At 60.1% G+C, this 23,146-nt stretch carries 17 protein-coding genes; 12 read left to right on the plus strand and 5 right to left on the minus strand.

Annotation, left to right across the window (positions count from 1 at the left end; translation table 11 throughout):
• Positions 1-51 precede the first annotated feature (51 nt).
• Complete coding sequence (gene choW, locus ACYZTR_RS26220; RefSeq protein ID WP_449645635.1) at positions 52-897, plus strand: choline ABC transporter permease subunit; 846 nt, start codon at positions 52-54, stop codon at positions 895-897.
• Positions 894-2,072: a choline ABC transporter ATP-binding protein gene (gene choV, locus ACYZTR_RS26225; protein ID WP_309677858.1), complete on the plus strand. Its 1,179-nt coding sequence runs from the start codon at positions 894-896 to the stop codon at positions 2,070-2,072. Before choW ends, choV begins: the two co-directional genes overlap by 4 nt.
• Positions 2,073-2,287: 215 nt before the next feature.
• On the opposite strand, the gene ACYZTR_RS26230 is transcribed toward choV, so the two are convergent.
• Positions 2,288-4,237 carry a BCCT family transporter gene (locus ACYZTR_RS26230; protein ID WP_461979894.1) on the minus strand — a complete coding sequence of 650 codons (1,950 nt, stop codon included), beginning with the start codon at positions 4,235-4,237 and terminating at the stop codon, positions 2,288-2,290.
• Positions 4,238-4,616: 379 nt separating this feature from the next.
• Here ACYZTR_RS26230 and betI point away from each other — a divergent pair, with 379 nt between their 5' ends.
• The 9 genes from betI to yccS all read left to right on the plus strand — a co-directional run bounded on the left by betI (position 4,617) and on the right by yccS (position 18,392).
• Positions 4,617-5,210: a transcriptional regulator BetI gene (gene betI, locus ACYZTR_RS26235; protein WP_282380595.1), complete on the plus strand. Its 594-nt coding sequence runs from the start codon at positions 4,617-4,619 to the stop codon at positions 5,208-5,210.
• Between the two features lie 110 nt (positions 5,211-5,320).
• Positions 5,321-6,793 carry a betaine-aldehyde dehydrogenase gene (gene betB, locus ACYZTR_RS26240; RefSeq protein WP_461975012.1) on the plus strand — a complete coding sequence of 491 codons (1,473 nt, stop codon included), beginning with the start codon at positions 5,321-5,323 and terminating at the stop codon, positions 6,791-6,793.
• 185 nt (positions 6,794-6,978) lie between these two features.
• Positions 6,979-8,682: a choline dehydrogenase gene (betA, locus tag ACYZTR_RS26245; protein ID WP_461975014.1), complete on the plus strand. Its 1,704-nt coding sequence runs from the start codon at positions 6,979-6,981 to the stop codon at positions 8,680-8,682.
• Positions 8,683-8,962: 280 nt separating this feature from the next.
• Positions 8,963-10,405 carry a TldD/PmbA family protein gene (locus ACYZTR_RS26250; RefSeq protein WP_461975016.1) on the plus strand — a complete coding sequence of 481 codons (1,443 nt, stop codon included), beginning with the start codon at positions 8,963-8,965 and terminating at the stop codon, positions 10,403-10,405.
• Positions 10,405-11,742 carry a TldD/PmbA family protein gene (locus ACYZTR_RS26255; RefSeq protein ID WP_461975018.1) on the plus strand — a complete coding sequence of 446 codons (1,338 nt, stop codon included), beginning with the start codon at positions 10,405-10,407 and terminating at the stop codon, positions 11,740-11,742. The genes ACYZTR_RS26250 and ACYZTR_RS26255 overlap by 1 nt, the downstream gene beginning before the upstream one ends.
• A gap of 144 nt (positions 11,743-11,886) precedes the next feature.
• Complete coding sequence (gene mdtD, locus ACYZTR_RS26260; protein ID WP_461975020.1) at positions 11,887-13,314, plus strand: multidrug transporter subunit MdtD; 1,428 nt, start codon at positions 11,887-11,889, stop codon at positions 13,312-13,314.
• A 105-nt stretch (positions 13,315-13,419) separates the two neighbouring features.
• Positions 13,420-14,757, plus strand: coding sequence for an ATP-dependent RNA helicase DbpA (gene dbpA / locus ACYZTR_RS26265; protein ID WP_461979896.1), 1,338 nt, complete (start codon positions 13,420-13,422; stop codon positions 14,755-14,757).
• 132 nt (positions 14,758-14,889) lie between these two features.
• A complete protein-coding gene (locus tag ACYZTR_RS26270) occupies positions 14,890-16,068 on the plus strand; it encodes a BaiN/RdsA family NAD(P)/FAD-dependent oxidoreductase (protein WP_461975021.1) in 1,179 nt (392 codons plus the stop codon).
• A gap of 140 nt (positions 16,069-16,208) precedes the next feature.
• On the plus strand, positions 16,209-18,392 hold the full coding sequence (gene yccS, locus ACYZTR_RS26275) for a YccS family putative transporter (RefSeq protein WP_461975023.1): 2,184 nt from the start codon (positions 16,209-16,211) through the stop codon (positions 18,390-18,392).
• A gap of 15 nt (positions 18,393-18,407) precedes the next feature.
• Here yccS and ACYZTR_RS26280 read toward each other — a convergent pair whose 3' ends face one another.
• The gene (locus tag ACYZTR_RS26280; RefSeq protein ID WP_461975025.1) at positions 18,408-19,145 is read right to left on the minus strand and encodes a substrate-binding periplasmic protein; all 738 of its coding nucleotides are present in this window, start codon (positions 19,143-19,145) and stop codon (positions 18,408-18,410) included.
• Positions 19,146-19,399: 254 nt separating this feature from the next.
• On the opposite strand from ACYZTR_RS26280, the gene ACYZTR_RS26285 reads away from it, so the two are divergent.
• On the plus strand, positions 19,400-19,852 hold the full coding sequence (locus tag ACYZTR_RS26285; protein WP_461975027.1) for a GNAT family N-acetyltransferase: 453 nt from the start codon (positions 19,400-19,402) through the stop codon (positions 19,850-19,852).
• A 144-nt stretch (positions 19,853-19,996) separates the two neighbouring features.
• Here ACYZTR_RS26285 and ACYZTR_RS26290 read toward each other — a convergent pair whose 3' ends face one another.
• From ACYZTR_RS26290 to ACYZTR_RS26300, 3 genes are read right to left on the minus strand one after another with little or no spacing between them, the layout of a single operon-like run.
• Positions 19,997-20,293: a winged helix-turn-helix domain-containing protein gene (locus ACYZTR_RS26290; protein WP_461966817.1), complete on the minus strand. Its 297-nt coding sequence runs from the start codon at positions 20,291-20,293 to the stop codon at positions 19,997-19,999.
• Positions 20,294-20,324: 31 nt separating this feature from the next.
• Complete coding sequence (locus ACYZTR_RS26295) at positions 20,325-20,816, minus strand: M48 metallopeptidase family protein (RefSeq protein WP_461975029.1); 492 nt, start codon at positions 20,814-20,816, stop codon at positions 20,325-20,327.
• A gap of 45 nt (positions 20,817-20,861) precedes the next feature.
• Complete coding sequence (locus tag ACYZTR_RS26300; protein WP_461975031.1) at positions 20,862-22,985, minus strand: putative bifunctional diguanylate cyclase/phosphodiesterase; 2,124 nt, start codon at positions 22,983-22,985, stop codon at positions 20,862-20,864.
• Positions 22,986-23,146 lie beyond the last annotated feature (161 nt).

Genomic DNA, 23,146 nt, shown 5'->3' on the forward strand with positions numbered 1-23,146 from the left:
GAGTTCGCTCGCCCGGGCTGTTTATTTCCTTGCATGCGGACGTTCACTACCATGCTGATTGATCAGAAAATACCTTTAGGCCAGTACATCGCGGGCTTCGTTGAATGGTTGACGCAACACGGCGCCAACACCTTCGACGCAATCGCCGTGTCACTGGAAACGATGATCCACGGCGTGACTTTCGCGCTGACCTGGTTCAACCCGCTGGCATTGATTGGCCTCATCGCGCTACTGGCACACTTCATTCAACGAAAGTGGGGACTGACCGTTTTTGTCATCGCCTCCTTCCTCCTGATCCTCAATCTGGGGTACTGGCAGGAAACCATGGAAACCCTTGCCCAGGTGTTGTTCGCCACCCTGGTCTGCGTGGTCATCGGCGTGCCGTTGGGCATCGTCGCCGCGCACAAACCGATGTTCTACACACTGATGCGTCCGGTGCTCGATCTGATGCAGACCGTGCCGACCTTCGTGTACCTCATTCCTACCCTGACCCTCTTCGGTCTGGGTGTGGTCCCGGGCCTGATTTCTACGGTGGTGTTCGCGATTGCCGCACCTATCCGCCTGACTTACCTGGGTATTCGCGATGTTCCGCAGGAACTGATGGACGCCGGCAAAGCCTTCGGCTGCTCGCGCCGTCAACTGCTTTCACGGATTGAACTGCCCCACGCCATGCCAAGCATCGCGGCCGGTATCACCCAGTGCATCATGCTGTCGCTGTCGATGGTGGTGATCGCGGCACTGGTGGGCGCCGACGGCCTGGGCAAACCCGTGGTCAACGCACTGAACACTGCTGATATCGCCCTGGGCTTTGAAGCGGGCCTGGCGATCGTACTGCTGGCGATCATGCTCGACCGTATCTGCAAACAACCCGAAGCCAAAGTAGGGGGTGACGCATGAGCATTATTCGCTTCGAAGACGTCGACGTAATCTTCTCCAAAGACCCGCGCGAGGCCTTGAAACTCCTCGATCAGGGCATGACCCGCGACCAGATCCTGAAAAAGACCGGGCAGATTGTCGGTGTCGAAAAGGCCAGCCTGGATGTCGAAAAGGGTGAAATCTGCGTACTGATGGGCCTGTCAGGCTCCGGCAAGTCCAGCTTGCTGCGCTGCATCAATGGCCTCAACACCGTCAGCCGCGGCAAATTGTTCGTCGAGCACGAAGGCAAGCAGATCGACATCGCTTCCTGCACCCCGGCGGAACTGAAAATGATGCGCACCCAGCGCATTGCGATGGTGTTCCAGAAGTTCGCCCTGATGCCTTGGCTGACTGTTCGCGAGAACATCAGCTTCGGTCTGGAAATGCAGGGACGACCTGAGAAGGAACGGAAAAAACTGGTCGATGAAAAACTTGAGCTGGTGGGCCTGACCCAGTGGCGCAACAAAAAACCCGATGAGCTCTCCGGTGGTATGCAGCAACGTGTGGGCCTTGCTCGCGCGCTCGCGATGGACGCCGACATTCTGCTGATGGACGAACCGTTCTCGGCCCTCGACCCGCTGATCCGCCAGGGCCTGCAAGACGAACTGCTGGAGCTGCAAAGCAAGCTGAACAAAACCATCGTGTTCGTGAGCCACGACCTCGATGAAGCACTGAAGCTGGGCAGCCGTATCGCGATCATGAAAGACGGTCGGATCGTCCAGTACAGCAAGCCGGAAGAGATCGTCCTCAACCCTGCGGACGACTACGTGCGGACCTTCGTCGCCCACACCAACCCGCTGAACGTGTTGTGCGGTCGCAGCCTGATGCGCACCCTGGACAACTGCAAACGCATCAACGGTTCGGTATGCCTCGATCCGGGCGGCGACTCCTGGCTGGACCTGGCCGAAGGCAACACCATCAAAGGCGCACGCCAGAACGGCGCGAGCCTGGACCTGCAGAACTGGATTCCAGGGCAGGCGGTTGAAGGCTTGGGTCGTCGACCAACGCTGGTGGATTCGAACATCGGCATGCGCGACGCGCTGCAGATTCGATATCAGACGGGTAATAAGCTGGTGTTGCACGACAACAACAAGGTGGTCGGGATTCTGGGTGACAGCGAGCTGTATCACGCACTGCTCGGCAAGAACCTGGGGTAAGGCAGCAGACACAAAAACGCCGCGAGAGGTGATCGTTCCCACGCTCTGCGTGGGAATGCATCCGGTGACGCTCCGCGTCACGATTCAAAAGCGGACGCAGAGCGTCCGGGGCGGCATTCCCACGCAGAGCGTGGGAACGATCAGGCACAAAAAAGGGGCTCAACTTGAGCCCCTTTGCGTTCCCGCGCAGAGCGCAGGAACGATCATCTCGTTACTCAGCTATAAACCCGGCCAAGGAGCTGCCGATGGCTTTCAAACTGATCGAGCACGTCACGGGTGATCTGATCTTGAGTGAAGCCCATCAAGTCGTAGTCCTGGCTGCCATTGTGCAAATACACCTCGGCGCGGTAGTAACGTGCGCGCGGTTCATCAGCACTCTCAGCCGAAACCGTGTCGCTCGCCGCTGCCAGATAGCCGTCCAGGCTCACTTCGTAGACAAAAGGGTTGCCCTCTTCCCTCTCGATCCGCAGGCCCATGCAACGCTTGGCCTTGCCCAGCAACGTTTGCACGTCCAGGCCTTGAGTACGCAGTTGCACCGCAGCCTCTTCCAGCGCCGGGCTGACTTGCTTGTCCATGAAACGCTGAACGATCGACTGATTCGGCTGCAAGTCCAGCTGAGTCAAACGCTCGCTGAAACCACGACGACCGCGTGCTGCAAGCTCCGCTTGCTCCTGTTCGATCTGCACGTCCTGGCGCATGGCCTTGTGCAAGCCGAACATAAAGAGCACCAGCACCACCGAGAACGGCAGACCGGCCAGCACCACCATGGTTTGCATGGCTTCGAAGTTACCGGCGAACAACAGGCCGATCGTCACCAGCGTGATCACCGCCGACCAGAAGATCCGCAGCCAGTGCGGCGCATCTTCGTCAACGTTGCCGCCCTTGCAGGAAAGGTTAGCCATCATCACCGCGCCGGAATCCGCCGGGGTCAGGAACAGCACGAAACCGACGAAGATCGACACGCCGATCACAACCTTCGACGCCGGGTAATGCTCCAGCAACTGGTAAATCGCCATGGACGGCTGTTCCAGCGCCGTCTTCCCAAGCTCTACCGCCCCGTGGCTCATCACCAGGTCCAGGGCCGAGTTACCGAAGATCGACAGCCATGCCAGGGTGAAACCCAGCGGGATCAGCAGCACACCGGCGACCAGTTCACGCACGGTGCGACCACGGGAAATACGCGCGATGAACATGCCCACGAATGGGGCCCAGGAAATCCACCAGGCCCAGTAGAACAGGGTCCACAGGCCCAACCAGCGGTCGGATTTCTCACTGTCGCCTTCGTACACATAGAGGTCGAAGGTCTTCAGCACCACGCTGTTCAGGTAGTCGCCGACGTTTTGCACAAAGCCGTTGAGCAGGTGCAGGGTCGGGCCGAACAGCAGCACGAAAATCAGCAGACCGCTGAACAGCACGATGTTCAGGTTGGACAGACGGCGAATACCGTTTTCCACGCCGGACACGGCAGCGATGGTCGCCACGGTGCTCATCACGATGATCACGATCAGCAGGTTGGTGTTGTTGTGCTCCATGCCGAACAGGTTTTCCAGGCCCGACGACACTTGCAACGAACCAATCCCCAGGTTCGTCACCAGCCCCAGCAGGGTCACGAACATGCCGAAGCCGTCCACCGCATGCCCGGCCGCGCCTTTGACCCAACGCTCGCCCACCAATGGATACAGCGCCGAACGCAACGCCAGCGGCTGGTTATGGCGGTAAGCAAAATACGCCACGGCCAAGCCGACCAACGCGTAGATCGCCCAGCCATGCAGGCCCCAGTGCAGGAACGTCAGCTGAACCGCCTGACGTGCCGCGAGGTTGCTGCCGGCCACGCCTTCCGGCGGATTGAAGTAGTGATCCAGCGGCTCGGAAGCACCGAAGTACAACAGCGAGATGCCGATACCCGACGAGAACAGCATCCCCGCCCAGGCGCCATAGCTGAAGTCCGGGGTGTCGTCCTTACTGCCCAGCTTGAGTTTGCCGTAGGACGAAAACGCCAGGCCGAGCACGAAGACCAGGTAAGCGGCGATCACCACCATGTAATACCAGCCGAAGCTGCGGGACAACCAGGCCTGGGCAATACCAAGCAATCTGCCGGCCTCTTGCGGGGCGATGATCAGAATGGCGGTCAACAGCAGGATCAACGCGGTAGAGGTGTAGAACACCCAACCGTTGACCGTCACCTTCTCGGGTGGGGTCTTTATTAGAGAGGCAGAACTCATGGCACAGATGCTCCGGGCAGTGCGGGAGAAGAACACAAGGCAACGCGGTACCCGACCAATCGGCTAGTTGGCAGCCGACCGGCGGGTGATATAAAGACACCCCGAAAAAAGCCCGAAACCCGGGAGCGCCAGTGCGCGCGGGTTTCGAGCGTTTTCGGATGTCGTTTTTCCGCCAACTACACGTAGGAAAAACCTGTAGGCAGCGACGAATTGTCGCAGATCTTATTCTTTGTTGATTGAACGTTCAATCAAAACAAAATAGACTGGCCCTCAATCCGATAGACGTTTCACGTCCGCCGGAAGGCCAAAGGAGATGTGCAAGATGCCCAAGGTCGGTATGCAACCCATCCGCCGCCAGCAGTTGATCGAAGCCACTTTGCAGGCGGTAGATCAGGTCGGAATGGGGGACGCCAGCATTGCGCTGATCGCCCGTTTGGCCGGTGTCTCGAACGGCATCATCAGTCACTATTTTCAGGACAAGAACGGCCTGATCGCTGCCACGGCGCAGTACCTGATGAGTGTCCTCAGCGAGAACGTCACCGCGCGCCGTCAGGCGCTGGCAGATGACAGCCCACGGGCGCATCTGCAGGTGATCATCGAAGGCAACTTCGACGCCAGCCAGGTCAATGGCCCGGCAATGAAAACCTGGCTGGCCTTCTGGGCCACCAGCATGCACCACCCGTCATTGCACAGGTTGCAGCGGATTAACGATCACCGCCTGTATTCCAACCTGTGCTGCCAGTTCCGCCGTGTGTTGCCGCTCGATCAAGCGCGCAGCGCCGCCCGCGGCCTGGCAGCCCTCATTGACGGCTTGTGGTTGCGCGGCGCGCTGTCGGGAGATGCTTTCGACACCGGGCAGGCGCACCAGATCGCTTACGAATACATGGATTTCCAATTGGCCAAGCAGGTGAGTTAGAGCACACATAAAACGCTCAACCCCTGAACTGCTGTTGATCGGTGTTGCCACAACCTTATGGCATCACTCCAGCGGCCTACGCCAACCACTTATGCTCTTGCGAGGACACTATGGCCCGTTTCGAACTGCAAAAACTCTACATCGATGGCGGTTACTCCTCTGCCCTCAGCGACGCCACCTTCGAAGCTATCAACCCGGCTAACGGTGAAGTCCTCGCAACCGTACAACGTGCCTCCAAGGAAGACGTTGAACGCGCGGTGGTCAGCGCCGAAAAGGGCCAGAAAATCTGGGCCGCGATGACCGCCATGGAGCGTTCGCGCATCCTGCGTCGTGCCGTGGACATCCTGCGCGAGCGCAACGATGAACTGGCCGCCCTGGAAACCCTGGACACCGGCAAGTCGTACTCCGAAACCCGTTACGTCGACATCGTTACCGGCGCTGACGTGCTGGAGTACTACGCAGGTCTGGTGCCGGCCATCGAAGGCGAGCAGATTCCGCTGCGCACCACGTCTTTCGTCTACACCCGTCGCGAGCCGCTGGGCGTCGTGGCCGGTATCGGCGCGTGGAACTACCCGATCCAGATCGCCCTGTGGAAATCCGCTCCTGCCTTGGCAGCCGGTAACGCGATGATCTTCAAGCCAAGCGAAGTCACGTCCCTGACGACCCTGAAACTGGCCGAGATCTATACCGAAGCTGGCGTTCCAGCTGGCGTGTTCAACGTGCTGACCGGCAGCGGCCGTGAAGTCGGCACCTGGTTGACCGAGCATCCACGCATCGAAAAAATCTCCTTCACCGGCGGCACCGACACCGGCAAGAAAGTCATGGCCAGCGCTTCCGCTTCGTCGCTGAAAGACGTGACCATGGAACTGGGCGGCAAATCCCCGCTGATCATTTTCGACGACGCCGACCTCGATCGCGCCGCCGACACCGCGATGATGGCCAACTTCTACAGCTCCGGGCAGGTCTGCACCAACGGCACTCGCGTGTTCGTACCGACTCACCTGAAAGCGGCTTTCGAAGCCAAGATCGCTGAGCGCGTTGCGCGCATCCGTATCGGTAACCCGGAAGACGAGAACACCAACTTCGGCCCGCTGGTCAGCTTCGCCCACATGGAAAGCGTGCTGGGTTACATCGCCAAGGGTAAGGAAGAAGGCGCTCGTGTCCTGTGCGGCGGTACTCGCCTGACCGACGGCGACTTCGCCAAGGGCGCATTCGTGGCACCGACCGTGTTCACCGACTGCACCGACGAGATGACCATCGTTCGCGAAGAAATCTTCGGCCCGGTCATGGCCATCCTGACCTACGACACCGAAGAAGAAGTGATCCGTCGCGCCAACGACACCGACTTCGGCCTGGCGGCTGGCATCGTCACCAAAGACCTGAACCGCGCTCACCGCGTGATTCATCAACTGGAAGCCGGTATCTGCTGGATCAACGCCTGGGGCGAGTCCGACGCCAAGATGCCGGTCGGCGGCTACAAGCAGTCGGGCGTGGGCCGTGAGAACGGCATCAGCTCGCTGAACAACTTCACACGCATCAAATCGGTACAGGTCGAGCTGGGCGATTACGCCTCGGTGTTCTAAGACCCTCGAAATCTGGAGTGAATGCAGATGTGGTGAGGGGATTCATCCCCGTTGGGCTGCGCAGCAGCCCTGAAACCGGCGACCACCGTGTCTCAGGCACATCGCATTCACCGGCTTGCGACTGCTTCGCAGCCGAACGGGGATGAATCCCCTCGCCACAGCCAACTTCAAAGAGGGTGCATTTAATGTCCCAAGAATTCGATTACATCATCATCGGTGCCGGCTCGGCCGGTAACACCCTGGCGACCCGTCTGACCGAAGACCAAGGCGTCACCGTTCTGCTGCTCGAAGCAGGCGGCCCGGACTACCGTTTGGACTTCCGCACGCAAATGCCGGCCGCCCTGGCGTTCCCGCTGCAAGGTCGTCGCTACAACTGGGGCTACGAAACCGATCCAGAGCCGCACATGGACGGTCGCCGGATGGAATGCGGCCGCGGCAAGGGCCTGGGTGGTTCTTCGCTGATCAACGGCATGTGCTACATCCGCGGCAACGCGATGGATTACGACAACTGGTCGAAACTGCCAGGTCTGGAAGACTGGGACTACCTGAACTGCCTGCCGTACTTCCGCAAGGCTGAAACCCGTGACATCGGCGCGAACGATTACCACGGTAGCGACGGCCCGGTCAGCGTGACCACGCCGAAAGCCGGCAACAACCCGCTGTTCCACGCGATGGTTGAAGCCGGCGTGCAAGCCGGTTACCCGCGTACCGAAGACCTCAACGGTTATCAGCAGGAAGGTTTCGGCCCGATGGACCGCACCGTGACGCCGAACGGTCGTCGCGCCAGCACCGCTCGCGGTTACCTGGACATCGCCAAGAAGCGCTCGACCCTGACCATCGTCACCCACGCCCTGACCGACAAGATTCTGTTCGAAGGCAAGCGTGCAGTCGGCGTGCGTTACTTGATCGGCGCCGCTGAAGAGCGCGTTGAAGCCCGCGCCCGCAAAGAAGTGCTGCTGTGCTCCGGCGCCATCGCGTCGCCGCAGATTCTGCAACGTTCCGGCGTCGGCCCTGCCGAACTGCTGAACACGCTCGACATCCCGGTGGTCCACGACCTGCCAGGCGTCGGCGAAAACCTGCAGGATCACCTCGAGTTGTACCTGCAATACGCGTGCACCCAACCGGTCTCGCTGTACCCGTCGCTGCTCTGGTACAACCAGCCGGCCATCGGTGCCGAGTGGCTGTTCAATGGCACCGGCATCGGCGCCAGCAACCAGTTCGAAGCCGGCGGTTTCATCCGTACTCGCGAAGAATTCGATTGGCCGAACATTCAGTACCACTTCCTGCCGGTCGCGATTAACTACAACGGCAGCAACGGCGTGAAAGAGCACGGTTTCCAGGCGCACATGGGTTCCATGCGCTCGCCGAGCCGTGGTCGCATTCAGGCCAAGTCCAAGGATCCGCGCCAGTACCCGAGCATCCTGTTCAACTACATGGCCACCGAGCAGGACTGGCAGGAATTCCGAGATGGCATCCGCCTGACCCGTGAAATCATGCAACAGCCTGCACTGGACGCTTTCCGTGGCCGCGAGATCAGCCCGGGCATCGACGTGCAAACCGATGAGCAGCTGGACACGTTCATCCGCGAACACGCCGAAACTGCGTTCCACCCGTCCTGCTCGTGCAAGATGGGCACCGACGAAATGGCCGTGGTTGATGCCGAAGGTCGTGTGCATGGCATGCAAGCCCTGCGCGTGGTCGACGCCTCGATCATGCCGATCATCACCACCGGCAACCTGAACGCGCCAACGATCATGATCGCCGAGAAAATCGCCGACAAGATCCGTGGTCGCCAGTCGTTGCCGCGTAGCAAGGCCGCCTACTTCGTGGCCGGCGATGCGCCGGTGCGTGGCAAGCCGCTGCGGGATGTGAGCCTGACCGCGCAGTAAGTCGTAACACCGCGGCGCTGCCTTCGCGAGCAAGCCTGCTCCCACAGTAGATTTCCAGTGAACACAGCAGTTGTGAACACCCAAGATCAACTGTGGGAGCGAGCTTGCTCGCGATAGGGCCCGCAGCAACCACACACCTCTCCCTGCCCCACCAAGTAAACCTTTCCTACAACGCTCCGTGCTTGATCCTACCCCCCGCCCAGGCCTAATCTAGCGCCACGCAAACGTTTCACCCCCTCGCAACATCGACACCGCCACTCCATACCAAGGAGGTTCCCGAATGTTCGATTTCCACCCCCAGCTCAAGCAGCGCTTCGCTGCCTTGCGCACGGGCGCTGAATTCTTTTCGCTGCGTTATGTGCGCGAGTCCGGTCAATACCTGTCGGTGCGCAAGAATGTCGCCGAACCTCCGAGCCTGAGCCGTGACGAAGGCGCGATGCTGACCGTTCGAGTCAACGGCGTCGAAGCCTACGCCGCGACCAACGACCTGTCCCAATCAGGCCTGCAAGCCGCCCTGGAACGTGCCGAGCAACAAGCCCGTCGACTCAAGCCCCATGCCTTGCTCGACCTGCGCGAGCAAGCCGTCTCCAGCGATCGCGCCGACTACTTTTCACCGAACCTGGACCAGCCCTTCCCGTCCCTGAGCGATTGCTACCAACTGCTCGGTGCCGAATCCGCCGCCGTGCCCAAGGACGAGCGACTGGTGAACTGGCAGGTGAGCATCGGCATCACCCACGTCGAGCAGATCTATCTCAACAGCGCCGGCGCCGAACTGCGTCAGGCCCAGCGTTTCGTTTACCCGAGCCTGGAAGTCACCGCCTACGACGGTAGCGACAGTCAGACCCGCACCCTCGGCCGCGAGAATTTTGGCCAACAGGGCAGTTTTGATGTGATCAGCCGCTGCGGCCTGGTCGGCGCCGGCCCGCTAGTCGCTGATCAAGCGCTGCAATTACTGCTGGCACCGAACACCCCGCAAGGCCCGCGCGACCTGATGTTGATGCCGGACCAAATGATGCTGCAGATCCACGAATCCATCGGCCACCCGCTGGAGCTGAACCGTATCCTCGGCGACGAGCGCAATTACGCCGGTACCAGCTTCGTCAAGGCAGAAGACTTCGGCCGCCTGCAATACGGCTCCAAACTGCTCAACGTGACCTTCGATCCGGACATCCCCGAGCAGCTTGCCAGCTACGGCCATGACGACGACGGCACTGCCGCGAGCAAACAGTTTCTGATCAAGGAAGGCTTGTTGCTGCGCCCACTGGGCGGCGCACTTTCGCAATTCCGTGCCGGCATGGACGGCGTCGCCAACAGCCGCGCCTGCGGCTGGAACCGCCCGCCAATCGACCGCATGGCCAACCTGAACATCGAACCCGGCGATCAACCGCTGGAACAACTTATCGGCAACATCGAGCACGGCATCATGATGTCGACCAACCGCTCGTGGTCCATCGACGATGCGCGCAACAAATTCCAGTTCGGCTGCGAATGGGCTCAGTTGATCGAAAACGGCGAACTCAAAGGCGTGGTGAAGAACCCCAACTACCGGGCGATTTCCGCACAGTTCTGGAAAAGCCTCAGCGCCGTCGGCGATGCGAATACCGTCAAGGTCCTGGGCACGCCGAACTGCGGCAAGGGCGAACCGAATCAGGTCATTCGCGTCGGGCATGCCTCGCCGGCCTGTGTGTTCAGCAACGTAGATGTATTTGGGGGAGACGCCTGATGAGTACTTCAAACAATCAGGCCGAGTCGTTCAAGGCTTTGGTCAACTGGCTGCGCGACGCGATTCGCGAGCCGGAGCAATTCACCCTCAGCTACGCGTCCGAGTCGTCGGCCTTCGTGCGCTTCAACCACGCCAAGGTCCGTCAGGCCGGTCAAGTGCAGCAGGCGAGTGTCGGTTTTAAACTGATCAACGATGGCCGGCATGCCGACCTCAACATCACCCTTTCCGGTGATGCAAAAGTCGATGTTCAGCGCCTCGCCGAAGGTCTGCAACAGTTGCGCGAAACATTGCCGGTGTTGCCGCAGGATCCGTACCTGCTGCTCAACCACAATGGCTGGCAGAGCAAGAGCGTGCAGGAACATCCACTGCCGGACACCGAGCAAGTGGTGGCCGAAATCACCCAGGCCGCCGAAGGGCTGGACCTGGTGGGCTTCTATGCTGCCGGCCCGATCAGCCGCGGTTTCGCCAGTTCTACGGGTGCGTTCGGTTGGCACCAAGCCAACAGCTTCAACTTCGACTTCAGCCTGTTCCATGACAACGGCCAGGCAGTGAAAGCCAGCTACGCCGGGCACGAGTGGAGCAGCGAAGGGTTTACCAGGCGCTTTGCGCTGGCGCGCGAGCAGTTGGCGTTTCTCGGCAGACCGCAACGCACCCTCACACCGGGTCAGTACCGTGCCTACCTGGCTCCGACAGCCCTGGGAGAAATCATGGACATACTGGGCTGGGGTGGTTTCTCGGCGCAGTCGATTGCCAGCAAAAACAGTCCGCTGCAGAAGCTTTACGCAGGCGACAGTTCGTTCAGCCCGCTGGTGTCCATCGATGAAAAGGTCAGCGGTTCGTTGAGCCCGGCCTTCTCCGGCGAAGGTTATCCGCGCAGCGATCTTGGGTTGATCGTCAACGGCAAGGCCGGCGCGCAGATGGTCAGTTCGCGCAGTGCGGCCGAGTACGGCCTGACCGCCAACGGTGCTAGCGGTGGTGAGATGCCGAGCGCAGTGAACATGGCAGCCGGTACGTTGCCTGACGCAGAGATTCTCAAGCAATTGGGCACTGGCTTGTACATCAGCAACCTGTGGTACCTGAACTACTCGGATCAGCCGGCGGCACGCCTGACCGGCATGACGCGGTTTGCGACCTTCTGGGTCGAGAACGGCGAGATTCAGGCGCCGGTGAGTACCATGCGGTTTGATGACAGTGCCTACAGTTTGCTGGGGTCGCAGTTGGAGGCTTTGACCGAAGAGCGCGAGTTGATGTTGTCGGCGAGCACCTACAGTCAGCGGGCCACGGCCTCGGCGTTGTTGCCAGGTGCGTTGATCAACCGGTTGACCTTGACCCTCTGACACCGATCGTTCCCACGCTCCGCGTGGGAATGCATCAATGGACGCTCCGCGTCCGCTTCGGCAGGGACGCGGAGCGTCCCGGGCTGCATTCCCACGCGGAGCGTGGGAACGATCATCGTCGTCGTTTAAATCAAATGAGGTCCCATGCCCAACCGCCCGCCTCTCGACGCTGTCACCGCCCGCTGGGTTCCGTGGGTTGTCGCGATCGCTTTCTTCATGCAATCCCTCGACGGCACCATTCTCAACACCGCTCTGCCCGCCATGGCCCGCGACCTGGCCGAAAACCCGCTGCGCATGCAGGGCGTGATCATTGCTTACATGCTCACCGTCGCGTTACTGATCCCTGCCTCAGGCTGGATCGCCGACCGTTTCGGCACCAAGAAAATCTTCTTCGGCGCGATTCTGCTGTTCAGCCTCGGCTCGTTGCTCTGCGCATTGTCGAGCACCCTGAGCATGCTGATTGGCGCGCGGGTGATCCAAGGCCTGGGCGGCGCGCTGATGTTGCCGGTTGGGAGATTGGTAGTGCTGCGAGCTTACCCGCGCTCGGAGTTGGTGCGGATCATGGGCTTCATCACCATTCCCGGATTGCTCGGCCCGTTGATCGGCCCGACCATGGGCGGCTGGATGGTGGAATACCTGACCTGGCACTGGATCTTCCTGATCAACCTGCCGGTGGGCGCCGTCGGGTGTTACGCGGTGTGGAAATTCATCCCCGATCTGCGTGGCAGCGAACGCACGCGTTTCGACAGCCTGGGCTTTTTGCTGTTTGGCGCAGCGATGGTGCTGATCACCATTGCCATGGAAGGTCTCGGCGAATTGCACCTGCCGCACTTGCGCGTGATGTTGCTGCTGTTCGGCGGCATGGCCTGTCTGGCGGCCTACTGGTTACGGGCCGGGCACATTGACAATCCACTGTTCGCGCCGTCGCTGTTCAAGACCCGGACGTTTGCAGTGGGCATCCTCGGCAACCTGTTCGCCCGGCTGGGCAGCGGCGCCCTGCCGTTTCTCGTGCCGTTGCTGCTGCAAGTGGCGCTGGGTTATTCGCCGTCCCAGGCCGGGATGAGCATGCTGCCGCTGGCGGCGGCGGCGATGGTCGCCAAGTCGGTGGCGCGGCCGCTGATCGAACGTTTGGGCTATCGAATGGTGCTCACCGGCAACACGTTGGCGCTGGGGCTGATGCTGGCAAGCATGGGGCTGGTGAGCGAGCAAACGCCGTACTGGTTGCTGTTGGTGATGCTGTCGGTCCTCGGCGCGATCAACTCCTTGCAGTTCACCGCGATGAACACCGTGACCCTGATCGACCTCGACGATGCTAGCGCCAGCAGCGGCAACAGCTTGCTGTCGGTGGTTGCGCAATTGTCCCTGAGCCTGGGTGTTGCCTGCGCCGGTGCGCTACTCGGTGGGTTCACGGCAGAAGCCGGAAACGATGGTGTGGACACAGTTCTGGGCGCGTTCCAATTGACCTTTGTGACAGTCGGAATCATGGCGATGCTGGCCGCGACGATCTTTTCGCAGCTTTCAAAGGAAGACGGACGGCGCGTCAAACGTCCGGAAGAGCACATAGAGCCTTAGGGCGAATGGCCGCGGTACTGATACACTGCGCGACATTTTGTTTTGCAGGCCAGTCCCGTGACCACCATCGCCACCGCTTTTAATACTTTGCCGCTGTCCGCCGCCATGCTGGCTAACCTCGACTCCCTCGGTTATGCCCAGATGACGCCGATCCAGGCGCAAAGCTTGCCGGTGATCCTCAAGGGGATGGACCTGATCGCCCAGGCCAAGACCGGCAGCGGCAAGACCGCCGCCTTCGGTATCGGCCTGTTGAACCCGATCAATCCGCGCTTCTTCGGGTGCCAGGCGCTGGTCATTTGCCCAACGCGTGAGCTGGCCGACCAGGTCGCCAAGGAAATCCGTCGTCTGGCCCGCGCCGAAGACAACATCAAGGTCCTGACCCTGTGCGGCGGCGTGTCGTTCGGCCCGCAGATCGGTTCGCTGGAGCACGGCGCACACATCATCGTCGGCACCCCGGGTCGTATTCAGCAGCACTTGCGCAAGGGTTCGCTGGTGCTCCATGGCCTGAACACGCTGATCCTCGACGAAGCCGACCGCATGCTCGACATGGGTTTCTACGATTCCATCGAAGAAATCATCGCCCAGACCCCGGAGCGCCGCCAGACCCTGCTGTTCTCCGCCACGTATCCGGTGGGCATCAAGCAATTGGCGTCGAAATTCATGCGCACCCCTCAGATCGTGAAGGCCGAGGCGTTCCACGACGATACGCAGATCGAGCAGCGCTTCTACGAGATTTCCCCGGAAGAGCGTATGGACGCGGTGGTCAAAGTCCTCGCGCATTTCCGTCCAGCTTCCTGCGTAGCGTTCTGCTTCACCAAGCAGCAGGTTCAGGAAACCGTTGATCACCTGACCTCCAAAGGCATTTCCGCCGTCGGTCTGCAGGGTGATCTGGAACAGCGTGACCGCGACCAGGTGCTGGCGATGTTTGCCAACCGCAGTACTTCGGTCCTGGTCGCCACCGACGTCGCCGCTCGCGGTCTGGACATCGATGCGCTGGACATGGTGATCAACGTCGAGCTGGCCCGTGATTCGGAAATCCACATTCACCGTGTTGGTCGTACTGGTCGTGCCGGTGAGAAAGGCATCGCGATCAGCCTAGTCGCGCCGTCCGAAGCGCATCGCGCCCAGGCCATCGAGCAACTGCAGAAGTCGCCGTTGAGCTGGGATCAACTGGACAACCTCACGTCCCAGGGCGGCGCACCGCTGCTGCCGGTGATGAGCACGTTGTGCATTGGTGCTGGCCGTAAAGACAAGGTGCGTCCGGGTGACATTCTCGGCGCTTTGACGGGCGATGCCGGTATCCCGGGTGCCCAGGTCGGCAAGATCGCGATCTTCGACTTCCAGGCGTATGTGGCTGTTGAACGCGGGATCGCCAAGCAAGCCTTGCAGCGCCTGAACGACGGAAAGATCAAAGGCCGTTCGCTGCGCGTTCGCATCCTCTGACCCTGATCGTTCCCACGCTCTGCGTGGGAATGCATCCCGTGACGCTCTGCGTCACATAACGGCGGACGCAGAGCGTCCATGGCGGCATTCCCACGCAGAGCGTGGGAACGATCATTGTGTGAGGACACCGTTTTGCGCTCTACCGAAGTCGTGATCATTGGCGCTGGCGCCGCAGGTTTGATGTGTGCGCTGACCGCCGCCGGGCGCGGGCGCAAGGTGATGTTGCTCGACCATGCGAACAAGGCCGGCAAGAAAATCCTGATGTCGGGCGGTGGCCGCTGCAATTTCACCAACATGTACACCGAACCGAACAATTTCCTCTCGCAGAACGAACACTTCTGCAAATCGGCCCTGGCCCGCTACACCCAGTGGGATTTCATTGGGATGGTCGCCAAACACGGCGTGCCCTACCACGAGAAAAAACTCGGCCAATTGTTCTGCGATAACAAATCCAGCGACATCCTCGAGATGCTGCTCAACGAGTGCGATCAGGTCGGCGTCAGCCTGCACCTGGACACCTCGATCCAGCACATCGAGAAAATGGAGAGCGGCTACCTGCTGCAAACCACTCTCGACCAGATCACCTGCGAATCGTTAGTGATCGCCACGGGCGGCTTGTCGATCCCGACGCTGGGTGCAACCGGTTTCGGTTATCAAGTGGCCAAGCAGTTCGGCCACGACTTGCTGCCGACCCGCGCAGGTTTGGTGCCGTTCACCATCACCGATCAGCTCAAGGAGCTTTGCACCGAGCTGTCCGGTACATCGGTGGATTGCCTGGTGAGCTGCAATGACCAGAGTTTCCGCGAGAACATCCTGTTCACTCACCGTGGCCTCAGTGGCCCGGCGATTTTGCAGATCTCGTCGTTCTGGGAGTCCGGCGATACGGTGGAGATAAACCTGCTGCCGGATTACGACGTACCGACCTGGTTGCAACAGCAGCAGGCCGAGCGTGCGAACAGCGAGCTGAAAACCTTGCTGGGGGAAATCTTCACCAAGAAGATGGCCAACCTGCTGGCGGACAACTGGTTCGTGTCCAAACCGATGAAGCAGTACACCCACGCGGAAATTGCCGACATCGCGGAAAAACTGGCGAGCTGGAAAGTCGTGCCGGCCGGCACCGAAGGCTACCGCACCGCCGAAGTGACCCTGGGCGGCGTCGATACGCGAGAAGTCTCGTCCAAGACCATGGAATCGCTGAAAAGCCCCGGCCTGTACTTCATTGGTGAAGTACTCGACGTCACCGGTCATCTGGGCGGCTTCAACTTCCAGTGGGCCTGGGCCTCGGGTTACGCGGCTGCGCAGTACGTCTGATCGACCGCGTTACCGTTCTTCGCGGGCAAGTCGGAAGGCGTCCGAACAGGCGACACAGAACAAGCAAGGAACAGATTTTGCTGTTAGATGTCATTACTGGCTCAATTTAGCGTCATTGCCTCGGAAGGCCTTCGCACTTCATGTCATCGACCCCGTTTAATCAGTCTCTGCGTCGCCTCTGGGCGCTGGATAAATTCAGTTACAGCGTGCGGGTGTTCATCGCCCTGACCGGCAGCATGGCGCTGTGTTGGTATAAGGATGAAATGGGGCTGCTGATCCCGCTGTTCCTCGGGATCATCGCCAGCGCCCTGGCCGAGACCGACGACAGTTGGCAGGGCCGCCTTAACGCACTGGCCGTGACGCTGGTGTGTTTCAGCGTCGCCGCCTTCTCCGTCGAACTGCTCTTCCCCTACCCCATCATTTTTATCATCGCCCTGGCGCTGGCCAGTTTCGGCCTGACCATGCTCGGTGCCCTCGGCGAACGCTATGGCGCGATTGCTTCGGCGACGTTGATTCTGTCGGTCTACACCATGATCGGCGTGGACCAGCGCGGCGGCGCCGTCACCGATTTCTGGCACGAGCCGGTGCTGCTGGTGGCTGGTGCGGCCTGGTACGGTTTGCTCTCGGTGCTGTGGCAAGCGCTGTTTTCCAATCAGCCAGTGCAGCAAAGCCTGGCGCGATTGTTCCGCGAACTGGGTTTTTACCTGAAGCTGAAATCGTCGCTGTTCGAGCCGATCCGCCAGATGGACGTGGAAGCGCGTCGACTGGAACTGGCGCAGCAAAACGGTCGTGTCGTGGCAGCACTGAACGCCGCCAAGGAGATCATCCTGCATCGGGTGGGGAACGGTCGACCGGGCTCGAAACTCAGCCGATACCTGAAGTTGTACTTCCTCGCCCAGGACATCCACGAGCGCGCCAGCTCCTCGCACTACCCTTACAACGCCCTGGCCGATGCCTTCTTTCACAGCGACGTGATGTTCCGCTGTCAGCGTCTGCTGCGCCAGCAAGGCAAGGCCTGCCGGGCGCTGGCCGAGTCGATCCAGATGCGCCAGCCGTTCATCTATGACGCCAGCTTCGCCGAAGCCCTGAGCGATCTGCACGCCTCCCTTGAACACCTGCGCATTCAGAGCAACCCGGCCTGGCGCGGGTTGTTGCGTTCGTTGCGGGCACTGGCGGCCAACCTCGGCACGCTCGACCGTTTGCTCAGCGACGCCAGCAACCCCGATGCCCTGGCCGACGCCACCGACAGCAGCCTGCTCGACCGTTCGCCACGCAGCCTCAAAGATGTCTGGATACGCTTGCGCACCCAGCTGACACCGACCTCGTTACTGTTCCGTCACGCCCTGCGTTTACCCCTGGCCTTGAGCATCGGCTACGCGATGGTGCATTTGATCCACCCGTCCCAGGGTTACTGGATCATCCTCACCACGCTGTTTGTCTGCCAGCCAAACTACGGCGCCACCCGCCGCAAACTCGGCCAGAGGATCATCGGCACCGCCATCGGCCTGACGGTGGCCTGGGCGCTGTTCGATCTGTTTCCGAATCCTTTGGTCCAGTCGTGCTTTGCGATCGCCGCCGGGGTGGTGTTCTTTATCAACCGCACCACCCGCTACACCTTGGCCACAGCCGCGATCACCTTGTTGGTGCTGTTCTGCTTCAACCAGGTCGGGGATGGTTACGGGCTGTTCCTGCCGCGGCTGTTCGATACCTTGCTCGGCAGCCTGATCGCCGGGCTGGCGGTATTCCTGTTCCTGCCGGACTGGCAGGGCCGACGCCTGAATAAAGTGCTGGCCAACACGCTGACCTGCAACAGCATTTACCTGCGTCAGATCATGCAGCAATACGCCGCCGGCAAAAGCGACGACCTGGCTTATCGCCTGGCCCGACGCAATGCCCATAACGCCGACGCCGCGCTGTCGACGACCCTCGCCAACATGCTGATGGAACCGGGGCATTTCCGTAAGGAAGCGGATGTCGGTTTTCGCTTCCTGGTGCTGTCGCACACCTTACTCAGCTATTTATCCGGACTGGGCGCACACCGGGACACCCAGCTACCGCCGGACGTGCGCGAGCATTTGATCGACGGTGCCGGCGTGAAACTGGCCGCCAGCCTCGATGAAATTGCCCAAGGCCTGGCGAGCAAACTGCCGATTGCCATTCAAAGCGATGAGGAAGAGGCACTGGCCAATACGCTTGAGCAGATGCCGGACGAAATCGATGAAGGGCAACGATTGGTGCAGACGCAGTTGGCATTGATCTACCGACAGCTTGGGCCATTGCGGACGTTGGCAACGCACCTCATCAAGGAAACGAGTGAGGATTGAGATCGGGCCCGCCACTTACATTCCGTGCAGCTTCATCAACCGCTGATAACTGCCATCCACTTTCATCGCCGCGATCTCGCGGTCGAATCCGGCGACGATCTGTTCGTGCCTGGGGTTCTTCAGGCTGACCAGGATGTGCAGGCTGTTCTCGCTCAGTGGCTTGGGCAAAAACTCCACAGCATCGCGCACCTTGGAAGATTCCCGGGCCAGGTAGTAACGCGCGACGTATTCGTCCTCCAGCGTCAATTTGACCCGGCCCGCGGCGACCATGCGCACAGCCATGGAGAAGTTGTGCACCGGGACTTTCTGCAGCGACACGTCGCCATCAAACTCCGGCGAATAGGCATAACCGCGCACCACCGCTATCGGGTAGGTATGCAGTTGTTGCAGGTTGTTGTATTCGATCGGTGTGTCTTTGCGCTTGAGAAACCGCACACGGTTGAGCAGGTATTCGCCGGAATACTGGCCAAGTTTCGTGCGATCGTCGGTGTACCAGGCGTTGACCAACACGTCGTATCGACCCTCGCCCACCCCCAGTAACGCCCGCGCCCAAGGCACTTGTTCGAAATCACTGGCATAACCGGCCCGGGCCAGCGCGGTGCTGACGATGTCCGTGGCCAACCCACCGTTGACCAGCGTGGCGTCGGTGAAGGGCGGCCAGGCATCAGCCACCAATCGCAGCTTTTGCGCTGCCGCGCCTTGGGTCAGCAACAGCAACCCAATCAAAGCAAAGGCTCGATGCAATCGCGGCATGCTAGAAAATCCTTAGCGGGCGGGACGCCCGACATGTTTTCAGCCAACTCCAAGGCCCCTGTACTGCCAACCAAGGTACTAACATTAGCTCATCGAAGCCACTGCACAGCGCTTCATCTCAGATTACACAAAGAAGACAAGACCGAGCGAATTGAATGATGGCATTTTGGCCTTTGTCACAAATTCCTCTGCCATAAAGACATCTTTCGTCTGGGCGCTTAGTATCGGAACGACGTTGTTCAGGGAATGTGAAGATGACAATCGATTGGGTCTGCAAACACCATAGCGATCTAGGCAAAGAGCAGCTGTACGCCATTCTGCAACTGCGTGCAGAAGTGTTTGTCGTTGAGCAGAAATGCGTTTATCAAGATGTAGACGGCCAGGATCTGGAAGGTGACACCTGCCATTTAATGGCCTGGGACGGGGATCGGCTGGTGGCGTACCTGCGGTTGCTCGACCCGGAGTTACAGGGCGGTGACGTGGTGATTGGGCGGGTGATCATTGCCCCTCAAGCGCGCGGCGTCGGGCTTGGGCATGAGCTGATGGAGCAGGCGTTGAAGCAGGCTGAGAAGCACTGGCCTGAAATGCCGATTTATCTCTCGGCCCAGGCGCATTTGCAGGGGTACTACGGGCGGTACGGGTTTGTGGTGGCGGGTGAGGAATTTCTGGAGGATGACATTCCGCATATCGGGATGCGCCGCCCGTAAGGTTCAGTACTGATCGTTCCCACGCTCTGCGTGGGAATGCAGCCCGGGACGCTCCGCGTCCCTGCCGAAGCGGACGCAGAGCGTCCATTGAGGCATTCCCACGCAGAGCGTGGGAACGATCAAACAATGATCGGGATCGGTAATTCAGGGATACTCAAGCACCGCTTTAATCTGCCGCAAATTACGCTCGATCCACCCCCGATCAATCGCTCCCCACTCGCGTATCCGGTAGCGCCCGGCATGATTGCGTGCGCCTTCTTCCTGCTCGAACTCGCATACAATATCCAGATCCGCCAACGCTAAGAGGGTGTCCTGGGCCGTGCGCCGGGGCATGCCGGTCACCTCGGTCAGCGCCGGAACGCTGCTGGCCAGCCCGCTATCAATCAGGTACGCCACGTACAACCGGCGATAGAAGCTGCTCTTGGTCTTGCTTACATCCATCTAAACACTCCCGGCTGCGATATTTTGATGTCTATTGCATATCCCGCCACGTCAGGTACACCCGCACATCGAACTCCACCTGGTGATACCCCGGCAACATGTGTTCGCACAGTTTGTAGAACGCCTTGTTGTGATCCGACTCTTTGAAGTGCGCCAGTTCATGCACCACGATCATTTTCAGAAACTCGGCAGGCGCCTCCTTGAACAACGAAGCAACACGAATTTCTTTCTTGGCCTTGAGCTTGCCGCCCTGCACCCGGGATATCGCGGTGTGCAGGCCGAGGGCGCGGTGGGTCAGGTCCAGGCGATTGTCGAACAACACCTTGTCGATGGCCGGGGCGTTACGCAAGTATTCCTGCTTGAGGTCCAGCGTGTAGGTGTACAACGCCTTGTCGCTCTGCACCCGGTGTTTTTCCGGGTAACGCTGGTTCAGGTAGTCGCCCAGCCGACCGTCGGCGATCAGTTGGCGCACCTGGTCCTGCAGCGCTGCGGGATAGGCCTGGAGGTATTTCAACGCGGTCATTAGGGCGGCAACACAAGTCACGAAAAGGTCGCCAGTGTAGCGAATTCAGGCGGCCAGCGTGTTCCAGTCGAACGGTTGCACAAACTCGCCGACGTCCTCGGCCATCATCGGCCGCGCGACCAGAGCCCCTTGTACGTACTCGCAACCATTGGCTTGCAGCCACTGATATTGCGCAACGGTTTCCACCCCTTCGGCGATCACCAGCATCCCGTACTGCTTGCACAGGTCGATCACATTGCGCACCAGCGCCGCATCGCGTGAGGACTCCGGTAGCCGGGCAATCAAATGCCGGTCGAGCTTGAGCGTATCCAGCTCCAGATCACGCAGATGAGCCAGCGAACACGGCCCGCAACCGAAGTCATCCAAGGCCACTCGCACGCCCAGGTTCCGCAGCAGGCGCAGCTGTTTGCGAGTTTTCTCCGGGTTTTGCATCAAGCCCTCTTCAGTGACCTCGACTTCCAGATGGTGCGCCTGCAAACCATGGCGCTCCAGTACCTGGCGCAACTCGCTGACCAGATTGGGCATGCCGAACTGCGTACTGCTCAAACTGACACTTAGCACCAGATCCTCAGCAAACAAGGTTTCCCAGGCCTTTCGCTGGCTCGCCACTTGTTGATAGATCCAGCTACCCAGGCGACTGATCAACCGTGCCTCTTCCAGCAACGGCAAAAACAGCCCCGGCGGTACATCGCCGACGCTCGGGTGTTGCCAGCGCAGCAGCGTTTCGAACCCGCGAATCTGCCCACTGACAATGGCCACCTGAGGTTGATACACCAAATTGAAATCACGGTTCTCGATCGCCGCGCGCACACTTTCTTCGAGCATCAGCCGCGAGCGCGCGCGGCCGTTCATCTCGTGATCGTAGAAACGATATTGCTGACGGCCGGCGCGCTTGGCTTCGTACATGGCGATGTCCGATGCGCGCAGCAGGCCGTCGAGATTGGCACCGCAATCCGGGTATGTCGCAATGCCGATGCTGGCGCCCAACGCGATATCCAGGCCATCAATCTGCTGACAGATCGACACCCGCTCAATAAGTTTCTCGGCAATCTTTGCCGCTTGCTCGGGGAATTCCAGATCCAGCAAAGCAGTGAACTCATCACCGCCCATGCGCGCCAGAATGTCGAAAGGCCGCAGACTGGCCTTCAACTGCTCGGACACCCAACGCAGCACCCGGTCGCCAGCATCGTGACCGAGGGAATCATTGACCCGCTTGAAGCCGTCGAGGTCCAGATACAGCAGCACCCAGGCGCTGTCGGAACGTTCGCCACGCAGCAGCAGGTTTTCCACAGTCTGGTAAAAGCCGCGACGATTGAGCAGCCCGGTCAATGGGTCCGTGACCGCCTGGAACTCCAGTTGCTGATGCAAATGGCGCACCACCGACATGTCCAGCACCGTCACCACCATCGCATATTGTTCGCTGGGCAATGGCGCGCAGGACAGCGCCACAGGCACCTGCTGGCCGGGCGCCGTACGCAGCAATGCATCATGCAGGCGCAAGGTTTCGCCGCGCTTGTAACCAGCGAACAGCTCGGAGTCGGCCCAGATCGGGATGTGCGGATTTTGCAGAAAATCCAGGAACTCTTTGCCCTGCAGGTCTTGCAGCGTGGCATTGAGTAGCCGCGACATCGCCGGATTGGCAAAGCGGATCAGACCGTCCTCACCGACCACCAGGATGCCTTCGGCGGCGTTGTCCAGCACCGAGGCATTGAACGCGCGTGCTACCTCCAGATCGTGGCTAAGGCGCTGTAGTGCACGGCGATTGCGCTGATGCTCAAGCAGCGCCTGGACTTTGGGCTTGAGAATTTGTGGGTCGAACGGTTTAAACAGGTAATCCACCGCCCCGCTGGCGTAGCCCTTGATCACGGCGTCCTGGGACTGTTCGTTGGCGGTGAGGAAAATGATTGGCGTAAGACGGGTTCGCTGACTGCCGCGCATCAGGCGCGCCACTTCAAAACCGTCCATGCCCGGCATCTGCACATCCAGCAGTACCAAATCGACATCGTGTTCGAGTAACAGGCTGAGCGCCTCAAATCCCGAGGCGGCGGTCATGACCTGCCAGTCCTGGCGCTGCAACAACGCGCGCATGCTGATCAGGTTCTCAGGGTAATCATCGACGATTAAAAGGATTGAGTTGCCTTCAGCTGGCGGGGGTTGCGCGCATTCCATGCTGCTTCTCTTATGCGGGACGTCAGGCCGGTTTCTCGTGAAAACCGGACAAATACTAAGCCTTCACTCTAGACCGGATCCGCGAAAGCAGAAGGTGTCAGTGCGCCATCATTTAACCAAGGCGTTCATTTACCGACTAACGGTCGGCGCTACAGGCCCCT

This window comes from Pseudomonas sp. Hz4 (assembly GCF_054898165.1).